This is a genomic window from Flavobacterium hungaricum (assembly GCF_015182285.1).
In the GTDB taxonomy this organism is placed as follows: Bacteria; Bacteroidota; Bacteroidia; order Flavobacteriales; family Flavobacteriaceae; genus Flavobacterium; species Flavobacterium hungaricum.
Genome location: NZ_PRDM01000001.1, coordinates 347,745 through 366,839, shown reverse-complemented (window position 1 = coordinate 366,839; position 19,095 = coordinate 347,745). Strand labels below are relative to the sequence as shown.

Sequence of the window (19,095 nt, the reverse complement as noted above, 5' to 3'; positions counted from 1 at the left end):
ATACTAGATAAGCCGTTCTCATTCGATTACGATATAAGCTGTTGCACCTGATCGCAGTTTTAAACTGCCCGAACTATTCTGGTCCAGAGGCTGCCCAGAGCCCATAACCACGACGGTTCCTATTTTTACCGTCTGCTTTAAAAGCTCTAATCTCTGATTTTCAAAAACTTCTGTTGGATATTTTATAATATTAGAAGTTCCGTTATAAGCAGGAACAGCAAAAGAAATAGTTTGAAGAACTTCATCATTAGCATTGAGCAGTAAAAATCGCACTGCAAAAGCTCTCGCGATTGTATTCTCTATTTCAAAATCGAGCTCTGCTTTTCTAAGATGATCGTTAAAGAATTTATCTTTAAAAACATCAAAACCGCCGACACCTGCCAGAACCTGAATTTCATCATCAACGATCAAATCATTTGCCTTGACATCAAAGTAAGCAAGATTGGCAACAAAAGCGGGTTCCAGTTTTAAATTCTTTGTTTGATCAAAGTCTAAATCGCTTGAACAGGAAGAAAGGAAAAATACTAAAAAGAAAATTTTAAATATTCGGCTGTAGATTAAGTCCATCACAAAATAATAAAGTTACAATAGTTATAAACTGGTATTTAGCTCTTATTATTATTGGGGAATAGTAAATATAGGGAATTTTCTTGGCTAAAACTTCAGCCTGGATGTTATTATTTTATAAAATTATGAGAAATTTAAAGTTGAATTTCCTTAATGAAATTTACCAAATAATTTAGAAGCTTCATTATACGCGCTTTCAAAACTTAAAGAATTCAAGCCCGTTTGTTTTTTATTTGCAGTAAAATACGAAATCAATTTTTCTGTCGGCATATTTCCGGTGAGCTTATCTGTAGCCATCGGACAACCTCCAAAACCCTGAATTGCACCGTCAAAACGAGTACATCCTGCTTTTGCCGCCGCATCAATTTTTTCGAACCAGCTTTCTGGAGTGGTATGCAGATGGGCACCAAACTCAATTTGAGGATATTTAGGAATTAATTCAGAGAACAAATAGGTAATAACTTCTGGAGTTGATGTTCCGACAGTATCCGAAAGCGACAAAATTTTCACGCCCATTCCTGCCAGCTTCTCTGTCCACTCCCCTACAATTTCTACATTCCAAGGATCGCCATACGGGTTTCCAAATCCCATAGAAAGATACGTTACCACTTCTTTATTTTTCTGAGCTGCAATTTCAAGAATTTCATTTAAAGTAACCAAAGACTCTGCAATGGTTTTATGCGTATTACGCATCTGAAAATTTTCTGAAATCGAAAACGGAAATCCTAAATATTGAATCGGTTCATGATTAGAAGCCTGAGCCGCTCCCTGCGTATTGGCTATAATGGCCAAAAGCTTACTGCTGGTCTGCGAAAGATCAAGTTGCGCTAAAACCTCTGAAGTATCCTGCATCTGCGGAATCGTCTTTGGAGAAACAAAGCTTCCAAAATCAATCGTATCAAAGCCGACTCTTAATAAGGCTTGTATGTAAGCAGCTTTATTTTTTGTCGGAATAAAGGTCTTTATGCCTTGCATGGCATCTCTAGGGCATTCGATAATTTTGATTTCCTTATTCAAAGCTTATTCTTTTGTAAAAGCTAAGTTAGTTTCTTTTTTAGTGAAATAAAAGTTATAATTTTCTTTAAAATTATTGTATTACAAAATAGACCTGATAAAATTGACCGCTTAAAAACAGCTTTAGTCTATCAATAGCAATATTACTTAATTACGTAATACTATATTTAATTACCTAAAAACGTAATAAAATAAAAAATTACTTATATTTGTAATATAAAGTTTATATAATTTTAAGTATATTTGAATATGACTAGTGTTATTACAGGTGATATAATAGATTCCAGAAAACAAGAATCTAAAAACTGGGTAGAAGATTTAAAAAAAATCTTATCTCGTTTTGGAACAAGTCCGAATGATTGGGAGGTTTACCGCGGTGATGAATTTCAAATCGAAATCAAAAACCCTGAAGAAGCCTTATGCATTGCAATTTTGATAAAAGCGTATTTAAGAATTCTAAAATTGGATGCAAGAATGAGTATTGGTTTTGGAGACAAAACATACAATGGAGAAAAAATATCCGAAAGTTACGGGACTGCCTTCATACATTCGGGCGAGTTATTTGAAACTTTAAAAAAACAAAAAGTCACCTTAGCAATGCGTACAGGCAATGCTTTGACTGATGAAAAAATGAATTTAATGATACAGCTGGCGCTTACTTTTATGGACAGCTGGCTCGTTCAATCGGCAGAATTTGTGGTCAAGGCGATAGAAAACCCTGCATTATCACAAGAAGAATTAGGACAAAAATTAGGCATCAATCAGGCTGCAGTGAGCCGAAGACAAAAAAGGGCTCATTTTGATTTAGTCCTGCATTTGGACAGGTATTTTAGAACAGAAATAAAACAACTTAAAGCCTTATGATTTTATTTGTAAAACTGCTTTTAGCACATTTATTAGGAGACTTTATCTGGCAGCCCAATTCCTGGGTAATCGATAAAGAGATTAAAAAACATAAAAGTATTTATCTTTATCTGCATATTTTACTTCACGGTGTTTTGTCTGCTGTATTGGCCGGCGAAATTCGTTTTATTCCGTACGCCATTTTAATTGCAGTTTCTCATGGAATCATCGATCTCATCAAACTTAATTTTCAGAAAAAAAGCACCAAACGAACTTGGTTTGTTGTCGATCAGGCAGCACATTTTTTTATACTAATCGCCGTCGTTTTTCTTTATGAAAAGCAGCCGATCTCCTTATCTTGGTTTGGAAGTCAATTCTGGATTTTAATTACCGCTCTTTTACTGCTTACAAAACCTGTTTCAATTTTCACTAAAACAATCATTTCAATCTGGAGTCCAGAAAACGAAAACACGCTGGATCAATCGCTTTCCAGCGCGGGAAACTATATTGGTATCTTAGAACGTCTTTTTGTGTTCGGCTTTATTTTAACCGGTCATTTTGAAGCAATCGGATTTCTGCTGGCCGCTAAATCAATTTTTAGGTTTGGAGACCTTAAAGAAGCCAAAGACCGAAAACTGACCGAATATGTCTTAATCGGAACGTTAATCAGCTTTGGCTCTGCGATCATTACCGGATTACTGGTTCAGGCTTTACTTCTTGAATTTATGCAGTAAAAACTAGATATTTTCTTTTAAAATCTTTTTGTTAATCGCTTTTATCAAAGCTGGACCTTCGTAAATAAAACCAGTATAAAGCTGTACTAAACTTGCTCCGGCTTTCAATTTTTCGATTGCATCGTCGGCAGAATGAATTCCTCCTACTCCAATAATTGGGAATGCTTTATTACTTTTTTCAGCAAGAAAACGAATTACTTCTGTTGAGCGTTTTGTTAATGGTTTACCAGACAAACCTCCCGTTTCTGATTGGTTTGAAGACTGAAGTCCGTCTCTTGAGATCGTGGTATTGGTGGCAATTACACCCGCAATTTGAGTTGTTTTTACAATATCAATAATATCTAATAATTGTTCGTCTGTAAGATCCGGAGCAATTTTTAAAAGAATCGGTTTTGCTTTTTGAGTACTTGTTTGCTGCTTTTCGATGTTTCTGTCCTGTAGAGTCTGTAACAAAGCAGTCAAAGGTTCTTTATCTTGCAGAGCTCTTAAGTTTGGAGTATTTGGAGAACTTACATTTACCACAAAATAATCTACATGGTCGTAAAGTGCATCAAAACAAATAATGTAATCGTTAACAGCTTCTTCATTTGGAGTTACTTTATTTTTACCAATATTTCCTCCAATCAAAACATTCGAGTTCTTTTTTAAACGCTCTACCGCTTCTAGAACCCCGCCGTTATTAAATCCCATTCTATTAATAATCGCCTGATCTTCTTTTAACCTGAACAAACGTTTTTTAGGATTTCCTTCCTGTCCAACCGGCGTTACTGTTCCGATTTCGATAAACCCGAAACCAAAATCGCTTAATTCTTTATATAGTTTAGCATCTTTATCAAATCCCGCGGCTAAACCAACCGGATTCTTAAATTTAACACCAAAGACTTCTCTTTCTAATCGAGCATCTTTTACTTCATAAATTGATTTTATTATGGCCGAAACCCCTGGAATTTTGGATATAAATTTTACAAAAGAGAACGTAAAATAATGCACTTCTTCTGGATCAAACCAAAAAAGTATCGGACGAATTATCAATTTATACATAAGAGTTGTGTTGTTGTTTTCCGGGTGCAAATTTAAATATTATAGTTTAAAAAGGTACTTTTTTATACAAAACATATTTCAGAGTTTTTACCTCCTTTTTTCGATCTTATAAAATGCATACTCAAGTAAAAACCTGCTTTTTACGTTGCAAATTATAAAATGAAACAACTTGACATGCTCTCAGTCAATTGTTTGGACTTTTTATTAAGTAATTTTGAGTAGTAAGGTTTAAAATATTCATTAATACAGAATCAAAATGCTTTGTACTAATAATAGTTTTAGAAAAATAAACTGCTTGGTCGCCCTTTTTTATTTAATCAGTATTCAGGCTCAGGAAAGCGAAGAAAAAAAATTCACTCCGCATCATCAAATAGGAATTTCAATCAATCATGTTCACGTTTTTGAAGGACGAGATGATGAAGGAAACCGAGAAGTATTAACTCTTCCGGCTTGGGGAGTCGATTACACTTTTCAATTTCATTCGAATTGGGCAATTGGGCTCCATACCGATTTTATCATTGAAAAATTTAAGGTCGAAAAAAATCTGGCCAACGGAGAAGATAAAGAAACCGTAGAAAGAAGTTATCCTATAGCTCCTGCCCTAATGGGTATTTACAAACCAAATGAGCATTGGAGCATTTTGCTGGGTTTTGGAGGCGAATTTGCAAAGGAAGAAGATTTTTTTCTAACCCGCGCAGGGTTAGAATATGGTTATGAACTTCCGAAGGGCTGGGAAGTTTTTGGGACTTTTAGTTATGATTTTAAATGGAATGCTTATGACAGCTGGGGAATTGGGCTCGGAATTGCCAAAAACTTTGGAGGTAAATAAAACTAATAACAAACACATTTAGATATGCTCAACCGAAAATCGAAAAAATTCTTTTTACCAGATTATCTTTTGCTTTTTGCAGGGTTCTATTTCGCTAATGGTGTTTTTGCACAGGCAGAAAAAGACACTACGAAGTTGATAAATGTTCGATATGGTAACAAAGGAATCGAACTTCGCACCAAAGACAATAAATTTCTATTTCAACTGCAGAGCCGTTTGCAGTTTCGGTTTTCGACACCTTATGATGCAGATCCCGTAACGTATGATGATTACAGTCAGGACACGCAGACTGTTTTTAAAATAAACAGAGCCCGATTAAAAATTGGAGGTCATGCTTTTGAACCCTGGCTCAACTATTATTGGGAATACGAATTGAGTCAGTCCAATTTATTAGATTTCAGGATTATGGTTGAAAAATGGGAATGGATGAGTTTTAAAGTAGGACAATGGAAAACCGAGTTTACCCGAGAGCGCTTTATTAGCAGCGGTGAGCAGCAAATGGCAGAAAGATCCTTAATCAACAGGCCATTTACCGTCGATCGGCAGATGGGTGTTGAAGTTTACGGCCATTTAAAAGGAAAAGGAATCGCCGATTTTAATTATTGGGCTGCAGCACTTACCGGGACAGGAAGAGGAAATACTGCAAACGATGACAATAATTTGATGTATTTTGGAAGAGCTCAATGGAATTTCTTAGGAAGATTTCTAGATTTTGAAGGTTGTGATCTTGAATTTCACGAAAAACCAACGCCCATAATTGCCTTTTCTGCAATCACAAACCGAAGTCCGTATACACGGTTTTCACAAGCTGGAGGAGGTTCGCTTGACGGATTTGAAGATGGTTTACCCGGTCAATACAGAGTCAATCAATGGAACATGGAAACGGCGTTTATGTATCGCGGCTTTTCCTGGCAGAGCGAATGGCATACTAAAGAAATTATCGATAAATACAATAATAACGATATGACGGTTATGAAAGGATATTACGTTCAGGCAGGCTATTTCTTTCACAATGTTTTTGACTGGTGGCCCAAGAAACTCGAAATGGCAGCAAGACATGCTTCTTATAAACCTGACAATTCTATCAGGCAAAATAGACAAGACGAGTCTACTCTGGCTTTTAACTGGTTTTTTAAAGGACATAAAAACAAACTCACTTCTGAATTCAGTTATTTTAGTTTTGAGGACAAAACACTGCCACTAGAACAAGGCTGGCGTTTTAGAATTCAATGGGATATTTCGCTATAAGCCTATATTTCAAAAACATAGCTTTAAAATTTCAAATCAATTTCAACTAAGAAGGCTTTTTTTTCCATAACTTTATTCAATATAAATCACTGAAAATGAAAAACATATCCAAATCATTAAGTAAATCAGCACTCCTGTGCCTGATTGGTACATTTTTCTTTATTTCGATTGATAGTTTTGCACAGCGGCACGGAGGCGGTAATCGCGGCGGCGGTGCAACTCATACCAGACCCGCAGTACAACCGAGGCCGGGTGCTAATGGAGGCGGTATCAGACGTCCTGCAGCTAATTCTGGAAATAAAGTAACCAGACCTGCAAACTCTACCAATAAAGCCACCCGCCCTTCTACAGGCAATAGAACTAGTGTGAACAACAATACAAACCGATCTGGAAACAGAAACACCAATATAAGCGGTAATACGGTTAATAGAAATCGAAACAATGTAAACATTAACGTAAACAACAGCGTCCATGTACGCAACAATCGCAATACCTATGTAAGACCTGCTCCCAGACCTTACGTACGTCCGCCTTATGTGTATGGAGGTTACCGTTACAACACTTTTCACCCCTATTACTATCATCCTTACCGTCCTTATTACTGGGGGCCTGTTTGGCATCCGTGGGGATTTTTTGTAGCCACTTTGGCCGTTACCGCAATTGTTGTAAGTGTTGAAAGTACGCAGTATCATTACGATCAAGGAGTCTGGTATACCTCATCAAGCGGCGGTTACACTGCTGTTCCTGCCCCTGTCGGCGGGACTGTCAATAATATTCCGAGCGGCGCCCAGACCGTCAATACTGGTACCGTCAATAATTATTATTACGGAGGAACTTATTATGAAAAAGACGGCTCTACTTATAAAGTAGTCGCTCCAACTGCTGGAACTATAGTCGAAAGTCTGCCTGAAGGCGGCGAAGAAGTAACCATTGGCGATGTAAAATACATCAAGTTTGGAGAAACGTATTACCAGCCTGTACAAGTTGACGGCAAAGACAAATACGAAGTCGTTTCAGTAGAAGAAGATAAATAACAAATAATACTTTATTAACTCTATAAAATAAGTATAATTGAAAATTATTTTTTATAATTTTAACCCGTTCTATTGACAACCATTACCAGTAAAAAAAAACTATCATCATGAAAAATAAAACCTTATGGATTTTTGGTCTGCTTACCATCTTCATAATTTCAATTGCCTACAGTTTTACAAAGAAAGATGCTCCTAAAAAAGAAACTGCAGCAATGGATTGTACCGAACAACCTTCTCTGTCGTCCGGTTCGGATTTTAAACCTACTGTCGAAAACAAATTTAAGCCGGCAGAAAAAGCTCCAAAAGGGATGGTTTGGATTCCGGGCGGTGAATTTTCGATGGGTTCTAATGTAGAAGATGAGAGTTTATGCAGCATAAAAGGAGTTACAAAAGATGCGGCTCCTATTCACCGTGTTTATGTTGACGGTTATTATATGGATCAGACAGAAGTTACTAACGAAGAATTTGAAAAATTTGTAAAAGCAACAGGATATATAACTGTTGCTGAACAAAAACCCACGAAAGAAGAATTTCCTACTGCAAATGAAGAAGATTTAATTACAGGTTCGGTAATTTTTAGCCCAACCTCATCGGCGGTTAATCTTAATAATTTTCTACAATGGTGGCGCTATGAACCTGGTGCCGACTGGAAACATCCTGATGGACCTCAAAGTTCTATTAAGGGAAAAGAGAAATATCCTGTAGTACATGTCGTTTATGAAGATGCCGCGGCTTATGCAAAATGGGCAGGAAAAAGACTTCCGACTGAAGCCGAATGGGAATTTGCAGCAAGAGGCGGTAAAACAGGAAATTTATATGCTTGGGGGAATAATTTAAAACCAAATGGAAAATTTCAGGCCAATATTTATCAAGGTCATTTTCCCATAAAAGATGGCGATACGGGAGAAGATGGCTTTAAAGGCATTGCTCCTACTGCTCAATATACTCCAAACGCATACGGATTATACGATATGGCCGGAAATGTCTGGGAATGGGTAAACGATTGGTACAGCGTAGATTATTATAAATCATTAGCAGAAAGCGGTAAAACAATCAAAAATCCGCAGGGACCAGCTGGTTACAATGATCCTAATGATCCCACACAAATTAAACGGGTACATCGAGGCGGCTCATTTTTATGTACAGACCAATACTGCACCCGCTACATGGTAGGAACGAGAGGAAAAGGTGAAATCCGATCTGCAGCCAATCACTTAGGTTTTAGATGTGTTAAAAGTAAATAAAGCCGACTAAAAATATCTGAGGGATTCTACAATTAGTAGAATCCTTTTTTTGATCATACACTGGAAGTTTATCATACAGTAGATTTTTTTATATTTGCTAAAAATTCAAAAAAATGCAGCATATTATTGATCGCTTTATTAGTTATATAACAATTGATACCGAATCGGATCCAAATTCACAAACTACGCCAAGTACAGAAAAACAATGGAATCTTGCCAACAAACTAGTCGAAGAACTAAAAACAATTGGCTTAGAAGATGTAACGATCGATGATAAAGCATACATTATGGCAACGCTTCCGAGCAATGTTGATCACGAAGTGCCGACCATTGGTTTTGTTTCTCATTTTGATACTTCTCCAGATTTTAGCGGTGCAAATGTAAAACCTCAGATCGTTGAAAACTATGACGGAAAAGACATTGTTTTGAATGCAGAGAAAAACATCATCTTATCACCGGATTACTTTAAAGATTTATTACAATATAAAGGTCAGACTATTATAACAACTGACGGAACAACACTTTTAGGTGCCGATGACAAAGCCGGAATTACCGAAATTGTTTCTGCAATGGAATACCTGATCCAGCATCCTGAAATTAAACACGGGAAAATCAGAATTGGTTTTACTCCAGATGAAGAAATCGGCCGCGGTGCGCATCATTTTGATGTCGAAAAATTTGGGGCACAATGGGCTTATACTATGGACGGAAGCCAGATTGGCGAATTAGAATATGAAAATTTTAATGCTGCCGGAGCTAAAATTACTTTTAAAGGAAAAAGCGTCCACCCTGGTTATGCAAAAGGAAAAATGATCAATTCTATGCTTTTGGCAAACGATTTTATCAACGAACTTCCAAAAGGAGAAACACCTCAGGAAACGAAAGGTTACGAAGGTTTCTTTCACGTTCATCACATTAAAGGAACTATTGAAGAAACAGTTTTAGAATTGATTATCCGTGATCATAATAAAAAGAAATTCGAAAAACGAAAAGAGCTTATTCATAAAATTACAAAACAGTTTAATAAAAAATTCGCGAAGAAATTTGGCGAAGATATTGTAACTGCCGAAGTAAAAGATCAATATTACAATATGAAAGAAAAGGTGCTTCCTGTAAAACATATTGTGGATATTGCCGAAAAAGCAATGCGAGAACTCAACATTAAACCGATTATAAAACCAATTCGCGGCGGAACTGACGGTTCTCAATTATCCTTTATGGGACTGCCTTGTCCGAATATTTTTGCGGGCGGCCACAACTTCCACGGAAAATACGAATATGTACCAGCAGAAAGCATTCAAAAAGCTACTGAAGTTATTGTAAAAATTGCAGAACTTACTGCTGTTCCAGGAATTTTTAGCAGCACTGAAAAACCTAAAACAAAAAGGTAAATTGGATTCAAATTCAGAAAATAAAGGCATTTGGAAATACAGTGAAAAATGGGAAGAAGAATTGCTTTTTCTGAAGTCTATTATTGACAAAACCGAGCTGATTGAAACGACAAAATGGGGCGGTCCTGTTTACGTTTACAATAAAAAAAATGTTATCGGGATTGGCGGTTTTAAAGACTATTTTACCATTTGGTTTTTTAACGGTGTATTTCTAAAAGACGAAAAAAAGAAACTCATTAACGCTCAGGAAGACGTAACAAAATCGCTTCGGCAATGGCGTTTTACTTCTAAAGATCAAGTAAATGAAAAAGAAGTTCTAGAATATATCGCTGAAGCTATTGAAAACGAAAAGCAGGGAAAAATCATTAAACCCTCTAAAAAGGAAGCAATTATTTCTGAGCTTTTGGAAAATGAAATGAGTAAAAACCCAGCTTTAAAAGAGGCTTTTGAGAAGTTTTCTCCTTACAAACAATATGAGTTTTTGGAATATATTGAAAGTGCGAAACAGGAAAAAACGAAACTTACGAGAATCGAAAAAGTAGTTCCAATGATTTTAGCAAATGTGGGATTGAATGATAAATACAGGTGAATTAAGTTTCAATCCCGAAATCTCGGTGAAAATTCCAAATTCCAATTAATAAATAAACTGGACTTAATTTATAGTAAACTTAAAAAAAATCCCAAACTCCAATTATTAAATTGGAATTTGGGATTTAATTTTTTTGGAACTTAAAAAATTAAGCCTTTTTATTCAAAGCTGCAGTTTTATCTAAAGATATAGCAGATCTTTCGATTTTTAATTTTCCTGACATTGTTTCGATCACTAAAGAAGTCTCTGAAAGTTCAGAAACTTTTCCGTGAATTCCACCAATTGTAATTATCTTGTCTCCTACTTTTAAAGCTTGAGCGAATTCTTTTTCTCTTTTAGCCTTTTTTTGTGCAGGCATAATCATAAAGAAATACAATACCACGAACATTAATAAGTAAGGAGCGAATTTCATTATTTCTGACATAATCTCTATTTTTTATTGTTTTATATTTATTTTAATGTTTTTGCTAGCTTCTCTTCAACTTCACTAAATCCGGACAGCTATCAGGGTGAAATTTGAAGTTTAGAATCCTACATCAATCCTCTGCCTACTTTGATCATCTTTTTGTTCGCTGTAAGTTCTTTCACCAGATTATCTAAAATTCCGTTGATAAAAATACTGCTTTTTGGAGTAGAATACTCTTTAGCAATTTCTAAATATTCGTTAAGTGTTACTTTTACAGGAATCGAAGGGAATTTTACAAATTCGCAGATCGCCATTTTCAGTATGATTGTATCAATTTCTGCAATACGATCGCTGTCCCAGTTTGGAGTTTTGTCCTCGTATTCTTTTGCAAAAGCAGTTTCATTAAGAACTGTTCTTCTGAATAAGTCTTTAGCAAAATCTTTATCCTCAACATCCTTATACAATTTAGGAACTCTAAAGTCGTCTGGATCTTCTGTTTTGATTGCTTTCAACTGTTTAATGATGTGTGTGTTTACAACAGGAATATCATCAACCCAAGTCAATTTATCGTCTTCTAAATATTCGTATAGTTTTTCATTAGGAACAATAACATTTTCAAACAAATCAATTATAAATTGTCTGTCTTCTTCAAAAGTATTGATATTATTGTTCATGTATTTTTTGTAAATATCACTTGCTTTAACATCATTTAAAAGCAAAATAATATAATCATCGTTTAATGACCAATTATTGATTTTACGGTTTTCTAGAGCAATACTAAGAGAATTGCTTTCGGCAAGAAGTTGAAAAATTTTGTTTTTTACAAACTTTTCATTCGGATTGCGTTCTGCAGCAGTAGCAAGATGTTTTTTACTTGAAAGGTGTAAAAAAACAGATTCTTTTTTACAAATTTCTATCAATGAAGAAAGCATTATAAGATATAAGTCCTGAATATTATCTATGCTGTAAAAAAGAAATTTTTCTTCTTTTTCCAGATTATCAGAACCGCTTTGATGCATTGCATAAATGGACTGCATTACTTTAATGCGTATATGTCTTCTATTTACCACCTTGTAAGAACATTTTAAAATTAGTCTGCAAAAGTATAAATTTTGTTGCGCATTTTAAAATTTCTACATTAAAAAAACGTTTATTTTGAGAAAAACTTATGTAAAAGAGGATAGTTGTTTAGTGATCAGGGCGCAGTTTTTTAGTGGGCAGTTTTTTTTAAGTGGGCAGTGATCAGTGGTTTTAGTAGGCAGTTAATATTGGGAAATACTTCGTGTGTATAATAAAAAAGTCTCAGCTTTCTAAACTGAGACTTTTTACTATTTATTGAAATCTTGGATTCTAAGTATTGAGCTTCTAACTGAACACTCCAATATTGAATACTGAATACTAAAAAAAAGCTTCTAACTGAACACTCCAATATTGAACACTGAATACTAAAAAAAGCTTCTAAATGAACACTCCAATATTGAGCACTGAATACTAAAAAAGCTTCTAAATGAACACTCCAATACTGAGCACTAAATACCAAAAAAGCTTCTAACTGAACACTCCAATATTGAATACTGAATACTAAAAAAGCTTCTAACTGAACACTCCAATACTGAAACACTGAATACTAAAAAAAATTACTTTTTAGCGTTCTCAATTCTTCTTTGATCGATACGGTTTTGAGCAATTGTAAGCGCTGCTTTATGCGTTGTCATTCCATTTTTAGCTGCAAAATCTATAATTTCTAAAGTAGTGTTATAGATATTTTCCGTTTTACTCATGATTTCAGCCTTACCATAATGCTCCAATTCAGCATAAACATTAATGATTCCACCAGCGTTTATCAAGAAATCAGGAGCGTATAAAATTCCTCTTTCCTGTAATCTTGCACCGTGTACGTTCTCGTCTGCCAATTGGTTGTTTGCTGCACCGGCAATAACTTTAGCGTTAATTTTATTTACTGTATCGTCATTAATTGTTGCTCCCATAGCACAAGGTGCATAGATATCTACGTCTGCGGTATACAAATCTTCGCCTGTATAAATTGCAGCATTGTATTTTGAAGCAACCTGATATAATTTTTCTTCATTGATATCTGTAATCGTAACCTGTGCTCCTTCTTTAGTTAAATATTCAACCAAAGTTTCTCCTACGTGTCCAATTCCTTGTACCAAAACTTTTTTACCGTCTAAAACATCAGAACCAAACTGACTTTTTGCAGCAGCTTTCATTCCTAAATAAACTCCGTAAGCCGTTACAGGCGATGGGTTTCCTGAACCGCCTCTTTCTTCAGAGATTCCCGTAACATAAGGCGTTACATCTCTCACAGTGTCCATGTCTTTTGTTTCCATTCCAACATCTTCTGCTGTGATATATCTTCCGCTCAGCGAATGTACAAATTCACCAAACTTACGCATCAATTCTGGTGTTTTCTGTGTTTTAGCATCACCAATAATTACTGCTTTTCCGCCGCCGATATTCAATCCGGTAATAGCAGATTTATAAGTCATTCCTCTAGAAAGACGCAAAACATCGTTTAACGCTTCCCATTCAGTATTGTAATTCCACATTCTAGTGCCGCCCAAAGCTGGCCCCATAACTGAATTATGAATACCAATAATTGCTTTTAAACCTGTATCTTTGTCATTACAAAATACAATTTGTTCGTGATTGTCAAAAGACAATTGACCAAAAACGGGATCCATTTTTTGAAGTTCCTTTGCAGTTGCGAAAGTTGCATCCATAGCGCTACTATTTATTTGTTAAAATTATGAATTCGTCAAAAAGACTACTCAAACATAATTAAAAAATATACTTGTGCTAATTTTTTATCTTTAAAATAACAATATAACAATCGATTTGTTTTGATTAAATTATGTTTAATATTAATTTTAATTTAAAGTTTTTAATAAAACACAATTACTTTCAATACAAGATTTCTTAAAAAAATGAAAGAATTAAGCTATTTAAACAAATATTTCATTAAATATAAATACAGTTTTTCGTTAGGTATTTTAATCACCATAATCGCACAAATATTTTCTTTGTTTACCCCAAAGCTCATTAGCAAATCTTTAAATGCGATCGAAAACTTTGACAAACTAACACCAGCTGCTCAAAAGTCTGCGGTAATTATTGGAGAATATCGAGAAGGTTTAATTCATAACGTCCTACTAATCATAGGAACTACAATTGTTGCGGGATTTCTAACTTTTTTAATGCGCCAGACTTTGATCGTAATGTCGCGTCATATTGAGTTTGATTTAAAAAATGAAGTCTTTAAACAATATGAAAATCTTTCACAAAATTTTTACAAGCAAAACCGAACAGGAGATTTAATGAACCGCATCAGCGAAGACGTTTCAAAAGTCCGCATGTACGTTGGGCCGGCTGTTATGTATACCATTAATACATTTATTCGTTTTGCAATCGTAATCCTATATATGTACAATGTTTCGCCTCTTCTTACGTTGTATACAATTTTGCCGCTGCCGATATTATCGTACTGCATTTTTAAGTTAAGTTCTGAAATTAACAAAAGAAGCACCACTTTTCAGCAGTATTTATCTAAAGTATCTAGTTTTACGCAGGAAATTTTTTCTGGAATCCGCGTCATTAAAGCCTATTCATTAGAAAATCAGCATCAAAATAATATGGTTGCTCTTGCGGATGAAAGTAAAAGTAAAAGTTTAAGCCTGGCAAGAGTACAGTCTTTATTTGGTCCCTTGATGATTGCGCTTATTGGTATCAGTAATTTGGTTGTAATTTATTTTGGAGGCGTCATGTACATTGATGGCCGTATTCCGAATATAGGAACAATCGCCGAATTTATTTTATATGTAAACATGCTGACGTGGCCGGTTGCTTCTTTAGGATGGGTATCCTCGATGGTTCAGGAAGCAGAGGCTTCTCAAAAACGTTTAAATGAATTTTTAAAAATTGAACCTGAAATCAAAAATAATAACGAAAGTCCCTCTCTAATTTCAGGAGAAATTGCTTTCGATAACGTAAATTTCACTTACCAGGATACAAATATCGAAGCATTGAAAAATGTTTCGTTTACGGTTAAAAAGGGAGAAACTCTGGCTATTTTAGGAAAAACAGGTTCGGGGAAATCCACTATACTTTCTTTGATCTCGAGGCTTTATGATGTTACAGACGGACAGATTACAATTGACGGTAATGAAATCAGCACGTTGAACCTTAATGACCTTCGTAACAATATCGGAATTGTACCTCAGGATGCTTTCTTATTCTCGGATACTATAAAAAACAACATCAAATTCGGTAATCAAAACGCAACAGACGAAGAAGTTTTTGAAGCTGCTAAAAATGCTGTTGTGCATGATAATATCATTGCTTTTAACAAACAGTATGATACCATTTTAGGAGAAAGAGGAATCACGCTTTCGGGCGGTCAGAAACAGCGTGTTTCGATTGCCAGAGCGATTATAAAAAACCCGGCAATCTTACTCTTTGATGATTGTCTGTCTGCGGTTGACACAGAAACCGAAGAAACTATTTTGAATAATCTATTTGAAATCTGCAAAGACAAAACTACCATCATTGTAAGCCATCGTGTATCGTCTGCAAAGAACGCAGATAAAATCATTATTTTAGAAGATGGAAGAATTATTCAACAAGGCTCTCATAATCAATTAATAAATCAGGAGGGCTATTATGCATCGTTATATTTAAAACAACTTTCGGAAAAAGAATTACTTTAATTGTTGCGTAATAGATAATTTTTTATGATTTTTGATTACTATTAATTCCAAAAATGATAGAACGTATTATGAGAGAAAATGACATGTTAGAAAAAGAAGAGATTTTTTCTAAAGTATTACGAGCAGGAAGAAGAACTTATTTCTTTGATGTGAGAGCTACTAAAGCTGATGATTATTATATCACTATTACTGAAAGCAAAAAATTTACAGAAGAAGATGGTTCATTCCATTTCAAAAAACACAAAATTTATTTATACAAAGAAGATTTTGGTGCTTTTGCCGAAATATTAGAAGAAATGACTTCTTATGTTTTAAACCACAAAGGCGAAGAAGTAATTTCTGAGAGACATCAAAAAGATTTTAAAAAAGAATACGGTTCTGAAAAATCTGAAATCCAAAGATCTAGCTTTACCGATATTGATTTTGATGATATTTAATATAAAAAACAAACTTTCTATAAAGTACGAGTCCAATTTGTCCTGCATTTTGGACTTTTTTTATATATTTATTTTTCTAATTTTAGATTTTACACTGTAGACTTTAGATTTCTTCAGTAACAGCAATTCAAACATTTTTAAAATGAAAAAATTACTTCTCTTACTCGTTCTCTTTCTCAGCATTTCTTTATCTGCCCAAAAAACCGATTATGATACTAAATCGAACATTTCATATTACAATACAGCCGTAAACAAATCGGACAGCTACATAAACGAAAGATGTGTTTTGGATATTTATTATCCCAAAAACAAAACCGGATTTGCTACCATCGTTTGGTTTCACGGCGGCGGCTTAACAGGCGGAAGCAAAGAAATTCCCGAAGCATTAAAAAACAAAGGTTTTGCCATCATTGGTGTTAACTACAGATTGTCTCCCAAAGCAAAAGCCGCAAAAAGTATTGACGATGCTGCCGCTGCTGTTGCATGGGTTTTTAATAACATTACCAATTACGGCGGCGACAAATCGCTGATCTTTGTTTCTGGACATTCTGCTGGAGGTTATCTTGCCTCTATGATCGGTCTGGATAAAAAATATCTTGCAAAAGAAAATATTGATGCTAATCAAATAGCGGGACTTATTCCGTTTAGCGGACAGTGTATTACTCACTTTGAAATAAGACGAGAAAACGGAATTCCAGAAAAACAGCCCACAATTGATGCTTTTGCCCCACTATATCACGTTCGTGGAGATGCTCCGCCTCTTTTATTAATTACCGGAGACCGCGAACTGGAAATGCTGGGACGTTATGAAGAGAATGCTTATATGGCCAGAATGATGAAATTGGCCGGGCACAAACAAACAAAACTTTACGAATTGGACGGTTATGGCCACGGAATGACAGAACCTGCTTTTCCGCTTTTGGTAAATGAGGTCAATCGAATTATAAAGGAAAAGAAACAATAATAAGTCACTAAAAAAATCCACGGCAATGGAGACACCACTTTTAATTATACCAGGACTTGGAGATTCTGGAGAAAAACACTGGCAGACTTTTTGGCACCAGAAATTCAAAAATTCAATTCGAGTTGTACAAGACAATTGGGACGAACCCGTTCGCGAAGAATGGCTTGCCAGATTAAACGAGAACATTTTAAAATTGGACAAACCAACCGTTCTAGTAGCGCACAGTCTGGCAGTTTCGCTGGTTTTACACTGGGCAGAAAAATACAATAATCCCAACATTATTGGTGCATTTTTAGTGGCTCCCGCAGATGTCGATTCACCTGAACATACACCAGAATCGATCAGAAATTTTTCTCCAATGCCTCTTTATAAATTACCTTTTCCGTCGGTTGTAGTAGCCAGCGAAAACGATCCTTATTCTCTATTTGAAAGAAAAAAATATTTTGCACAACAATGGGGAAGCGATTTTGTAAACGTTGGAAAACAAGGTCACATCAACTCTGATTCTGATTTGAAGTATTGGGAAGAAGGACAGGAAATTCTAAGTGATTTTCTTTCTAAGACAAGATAAAAGTATTGAGTATTTTAGTGTTCAGTATTTTTAACAATCAGTCTGGACACTAAAAAACTAAATACTTAACACTAAAACCTACCCGATACGCAGTCCGTTTTCTATTTTAAAATCGGGAGCCAGCAATATCACATCTCCCTCTTCTCCTACAGCGCCAAGAACCAGACATTCACTCATAAATTTTCCAATCTGTTTTTTTGGAAAGTTGACAACAGCTACAATCTGACGATTTAATAAATCTTCTTTTTGATATCTTTTGGTAATTTGCGCCGATGATTTGCGAATCCCTATCTCCGTTCCAAAATCAATTGTAAGCTGAAAAGCAGGTTTTCTGGCTTCAGGAAAATCATTCACTTCTATAATTGTACCGACACGCATATCGGTTCTTTCAAATTCGTTCCAGCTTAAATCCATTATTATTTTATTTAAAATATTACACACCTATTAATTTTGTAAGGATCCCCACTAATTCTATAACCTTTTCTTTGGACGTTACTTCTAATTTTACAAGACTTGTAAGTAAAACTAACATTAAAAAAATAAAAATGGAAAATAGTTTAGTAAACACCAGCGTATCTCTTAGAGATTCTGATTTTGATATCAAACAACATAATACTGACAAATATATAGAAACAGCCAAAAATGTAAAACTTTACGTTAAAGATTATGGAAAAGGAAAACCTGTAATTTTGATTCATGGCTGGCCTTTGTCAAACGAAATGTGGGAATATCAAATTGAATTTCTAGTTCAGAACAATTTTAGAGTTATTGCCTATGACAGAAGAGGTTTCGGAAAATCTTCTCAGCCTTGGAGTGGATACGATTACGATACGCTTACAGACGATTTGAGCGAAATTATAACGCAGCTTCAATTAGAAGATGCCGCCTTAATCGGTTTCTCAATGGGAGGCGGTGAAGTCGTACGTTATTTCAGCCGACACGGCGGAAAAGGTGTTACAAAAGCAGGACTAATTTCTTCTATTATTCCGTTTCTTTTAAAAACAGAAGACAATCCAGACGGTCATCCTAGAGAAAAAAGTGAAAATACCGCAGCTTCTATCAAAGAAGATCGTATCGGGTTTGTAGACAACTTTGGCAAAACCTTTTTTGGTATTAACATCATAAACAAGCCTATCAGTACGCCCTTATTAGAATATTATAGAATGCTTTGCTCTTTTGCATCGCCGCACGCAACATTAAAATGTGCCGAATCTTTTTCTTATACCGATTTTAGAGATGAACTTCATACTATAAAAGTGCCTACTTTAATTATTCACGGAAATGATGACAAAATTGTACCGATTGATTTGACTTCTAAAAAGGCTTCTGAAGCAATTGCAGATAACACGTACATTGTTTATGAAGGTGCACCACACGGATTATTTTACACAGATAGAGACAAATTAAATGATGATTTACTTCATTTTTTAAATTCATAAAAATAAACAATTATCCA

Annotated in this window: 20 protein-coding genes; 13 read left to right on the top strand and 7 right to left on the bottom strand. The window is 35.1% G+C overall.

Going from position 1 to position 19,095, the window contains the following annotated elements:
- Window positions 1-18: 18 nt before the first annotated feature.
- Window positions 19-567, bottom strand: a complete 549-nt coding sequence (locus C4F50_RS01510) for a hypothetical protein (RefSeq protein WP_193844665.1) — start codon at window positions 565-567, stop codon at window positions 19-21.
- Between the two features lie 150 nt (window positions 568-717).
- The gene (locus C4F50_RS01505; RefSeq protein WP_193844664.1) at window positions 718-1,584 is read right to left on the bottom strand and encodes a hydroxymethylglutaryl-CoA lyase; all 867 of its coding nucleotides are present in this window, start codon (window positions 1,582-1,584) and stop codon (window positions 718-720) included.
- Window positions 1,585-1,830: 246 nt separating this feature from the next.
- Between C4F50_RS01505 and C4F50_RS01500 the strand changes: the two genes are divergently transcribed.
- Both C4F50_RS01500 and C4F50_RS01495 read left to right on the top strand, forming a co-directional pair.
- Window positions 1,831-2,445 (top strand): hypothetical protein, encoded by a 615-nt coding sequence (locus C4F50_RS01500; RefSeq protein ID WP_193844663.1) that lies wholly within the window; start codon window positions 1,831-1,833, stop codon window positions 2,443-2,445.
- Window positions 2,442-3,158: a DUF3307 domain-containing protein gene (locus tag C4F50_RS01495; RefSeq protein ID WP_193844662.1), complete on the top strand. Its 717-nt coding sequence runs from the start codon at window positions 2,442-2,444 to the stop codon at window positions 3,156-3,158. The genes C4F50_RS01500 and C4F50_RS01495 overlap by 4 nt, the downstream gene beginning before the upstream one ends.
- Before the next feature lie 3 nt (window positions 3,159-3,161).
- Here C4F50_RS01495 and C4F50_RS01490 read toward each other — a convergent pair whose 3' ends face one another.
- Window positions 3,162-4,199, bottom strand: coding sequence for a quinone-dependent dihydroorotate dehydrogenase (locus C4F50_RS01490; RefSeq protein ID WP_193844661.1), 1,038 nt, complete (start codon window positions 4,197-4,199; stop codon window positions 3,162-3,164).
- A gap of 256 nt (window positions 4,200-4,455) precedes the next feature.
- Here C4F50_RS01490 and C4F50_RS01485 point away from each other — a divergent pair, with 256 nt between their 5' ends.
- The 6 genes from C4F50_RS01485 to C4F50_RS01460 all read left to right on the top strand — a co-directional run bounded on the left by C4F50_RS01485 (window position 4,456) and on the right by C4F50_RS01460 (window position 10,534).
- Window positions 4,456-5,028: a hypothetical protein gene (locus C4F50_RS01485; protein WP_193844660.1), complete on the top strand. Its 573-nt coding sequence runs from the start codon at window positions 4,456-4,458 to the stop codon at window positions 5,026-5,028.
- 24 nt (window positions 5,029-5,052) lie between these two features.
- Window positions 5,053-6,276 (top strand): OprO/OprP family phosphate-selective porin, encoded by a 1,224-nt coding sequence (locus C4F50_RS01480; RefSeq protein WP_228011938.1) that lies wholly within the window; start codon window positions 5,053-5,055, stop codon window positions 6,274-6,276.
- Between the two features lie 95 nt (window positions 6,277-6,371).
- Complete coding sequence (locus C4F50_RS01475; RefSeq protein WP_193844659.1) at window positions 6,372-7,310, top strand: DUF6515 family protein; 939 nt, start codon at window positions 6,372-6,374, stop codon at window positions 7,308-7,310.
- Between the two features lie 107 nt (window positions 7,311-7,417).
- Window positions 7,418-8,554, top strand: a complete 1,137-nt coding sequence (locus C4F50_RS01470; RefSeq protein WP_193844658.1) for a formylglycine-generating enzyme family protein — start codon at window positions 7,418-7,420, stop codon at window positions 8,552-8,554.
- A gap of 113 nt (window positions 8,555-8,667) precedes the next feature.
- The gene (gene pepT / locus C4F50_RS01465) at window positions 8,668-9,945 is read left to right on the top strand and encodes a peptidase T (RefSeq protein WP_193844657.1); all 1,278 of its coding nucleotides are present in this window, start codon (window positions 8,668-8,670) and stop codon (window positions 9,943-9,945) included.
- 1 nt (window position 9,946) lies between these two features.
- Entirely contained in the window at window positions 9,947-10,534 is a 588-nt protein-coding gene (locus C4F50_RS01460; RefSeq protein WP_193844656.1) for a YdeI/OmpD-associated family protein, read from the top strand.
- Between the two features lie 148 nt (window positions 10,535-10,682).
- Here C4F50_RS01460 and yajC read toward each other — a convergent pair whose 3' ends face one another.
- The 3 genes from yajC to C4F50_RS01445 form a co-directional block, all read right to left on the bottom strand.
- Window positions 10,683-10,958, bottom strand: a complete 276-nt coding sequence (gene yajC, locus C4F50_RS01455; protein ID WP_193844655.1) for a preprotein translocase subunit YajC — start codon at window positions 10,956-10,958, stop codon at window positions 10,683-10,685.
- A 107-nt stretch (window positions 10,959-11,065) separates the two neighbouring features.
- Window positions 11,066-11,977 carry a transcription antitermination factor NusB gene (gene nusB, locus C4F50_RS01450; protein WP_193845823.1) on the bottom strand — a complete coding sequence of 304 codons (912 nt, stop codon included), beginning with the start codon at window positions 11,975-11,977 and terminating at the stop codon, window positions 11,066-11,068.
- A 600-nt stretch (window positions 11,978-12,577) separates the two neighbouring features.
- Window positions 12,578-13,684, bottom strand: a complete 1,107-nt coding sequence (locus C4F50_RS01445) for a Glu/Leu/Phe/Val family dehydrogenase (protein ID WP_284438365.1) — start codon at window positions 13,682-13,684, stop codon at window positions 12,578-12,580.
- A gap of 204 nt (window positions 13,685-13,888) precedes the next feature.
- Between C4F50_RS01445 and C4F50_RS01440 the strand changes: the two genes are divergently transcribed.
- The 4 genes from C4F50_RS01440 (at window position 13,889) to C4F50_RS01425 (ending at window position 17,639) form a co-directional block, all read left to right on the top strand.
- Window positions 13,889-15,667 (top strand): ABC transporter ATP-binding protein, encoded by a 1,779-nt coding sequence (locus C4F50_RS01440; protein WP_193844654.1) that lies wholly within the window; start codon window positions 13,889-13,891, stop codon window positions 15,665-15,667.
- 68 nt (window positions 15,668-15,735) lie between these two features.
- Window positions 15,736-16,104, top strand: coding sequence for a PUR family DNA/RNA-binding protein (locus tag C4F50_RS01435; RefSeq protein WP_193845821.1), 369 nt, complete (start codon window positions 15,736-15,738; stop codon window positions 16,102-16,104).
- Window positions 16,105-16,246: 142 nt separating this feature from the next.
- On the top strand, window positions 16,247-17,068 hold the full coding sequence (locus C4F50_RS01430; RefSeq protein WP_193844653.1) for an alpha/beta hydrolase: 822 nt from the start codon (window positions 16,247-16,249) through the stop codon (window positions 17,066-17,068).
- Window positions 17,069-17,093: 25 nt separating this feature from the next.
- Complete coding sequence (locus tag C4F50_RS01425; protein ID WP_193844652.1) at window positions 17,094-17,639, top strand: RBBP9/YdeN family alpha/beta hydrolase; 546 nt, start codon at window positions 17,094-17,096, stop codon at window positions 17,637-17,639.
- A gap of 78 nt (window positions 17,640-17,717) precedes the next feature.
- Here C4F50_RS01425 and C4F50_RS01420 read toward each other — a convergent pair whose 3' ends face one another.
- Complete coding sequence (locus tag C4F50_RS01420; RefSeq protein ID WP_193844651.1) at window positions 17,718-18,053, bottom strand: tRNA-binding protein; 336 nt, start codon at window positions 18,051-18,053, stop codon at window positions 17,718-17,720.
- Between the two features lie 131 nt (window positions 18,054-18,184).
- On the opposite strand from C4F50_RS01420, the gene C4F50_RS01415 reads away from it, so the two are divergent.
- Entirely contained in the window at window positions 18,185-19,078 is an 894-nt protein-coding gene (locus C4F50_RS01415) for an alpha/beta fold hydrolase (RefSeq protein ID WP_193844650.1), read from the top strand.
- Window positions 19,079-19,095: the final 17 nt, after the last annotated feature.

Excerpts from the sequence above, each read along its gene's own strand:
- C4F50_RS01510 (WP_193844665.1), bottom strand. The coding sequence starts at position 567 with ATGGACTTAATCTACAGCCGAATATTTAAAATTTTCTTTTTAGTATTT.
- C4F50_RS01500 (WP_193844663.1), top strand. The coding sequence starts at position 1,831 with ATGACTAGTGTTATTACAGGTGATATAATAGATTCCAGAAAACAAGAA.
- C4F50_RS01495 (WP_193844662.1), top strand. The coding sequence starts at position 2,442 with ATGATTTTATTTGTAAAACTGCTTTTAGCACATTTATTAGGAGACTTT.
- C4F50_RS01490 (WP_193844661.1), bottom strand. The coding sequence starts at position 4,199 with ATGTATAAATTGATAATTCGTCCGATACTTTTTTGGTTTGATCCAGAA.
- C4F50_RS01485 (WP_193844660.1), top strand. The coding sequence starts at position 4,456 with ATGCTTTGTACTAATAATAGTTTTAGAAAAATAAACTGCTTGGTCGCC.
- C4F50_RS01480 (WP_228011938.1), top strand. The coding sequence starts at position 5,053 with ATGCTCAACCGAAAATCGAAAAAATTCTTTTTACCAGATTATCTTTTG.
- C4F50_RS01475 (WP_193844659.1), top strand. The coding sequence starts at position 6,372 with ATGAAAAACATATCCAAATCATTAAGTAAATCAGCACTCCTGTGCCTG.
- C4F50_RS01470 (WP_193844658.1), top strand. The coding sequence starts at position 7,418 with ATGAAAAATAAAACCTTATGGATTTTTGGTCTGCTTACCATCTTCATA.
- pepT (WP_193844657.1), top strand. The coding sequence starts at position 8,668 with ATGCAGCATATTATTGATCGCTTTATTAGTTATATAACAATTGATACC.
- yajC (WP_193844655.1), bottom strand. The coding sequence starts at position 10,958 with ATGTCAGAAATAATGAAATTCGCTCCTTACTTATTAATGTTCGTGGTA.
- nusB (WP_193845823.1), bottom strand. The coding sequence starts at position 11,977 with ATGCAGTCCATTTATGCAATGCATCAAAGCGGTTCTGATAATCTGGAA.
- C4F50_RS01445 (WP_284438365.1), bottom strand. The coding sequence starts at position 13,684 with ATGGATGCAACTTTCGCAACTGCAAAGGAACTTCAAAAAATGGATCCC.
- C4F50_RS01440 (WP_193844654.1), top strand. The coding sequence starts at position 13,889 with ATGAAAGAATTAAGCTATTTAAACAAATATTTCATTAAATATAAATAC.
- C4F50_RS01435 (WP_193845821.1), top strand. The coding sequence starts at position 15,736 with ATGAGAGAAAATGACATGTTAGAAAAAGAAGAGATTTTTTCTAAAGTA.
- C4F50_RS01430 (WP_193844653.1), top strand. The coding sequence starts at position 16,247 with ATGAAAAAATTACTTCTCTTACTCGTTCTCTTTCTCAGCATTTCTTTA.
- C4F50_RS01425 (WP_193844652.1), top strand. The coding sequence starts at position 17,094 with ATGGAGACACCACTTTTAATTATACCAGGACTTGGAGATTCTGGAGAA.
- C4F50_RS01420 (WP_193844651.1), bottom strand. The coding sequence starts at position 18,053 with ATGGATTTAAGCTGGAACGAATTTGAAAGAACCGATATGCGTGTCGGT.
- C4F50_RS01415 (WP_193844650.1), top strand. The coding sequence starts at position 18,185 with ATGGAAAATAGTTTAGTAAACACCAGCGTATCTCTTAGAGATTCTGAT.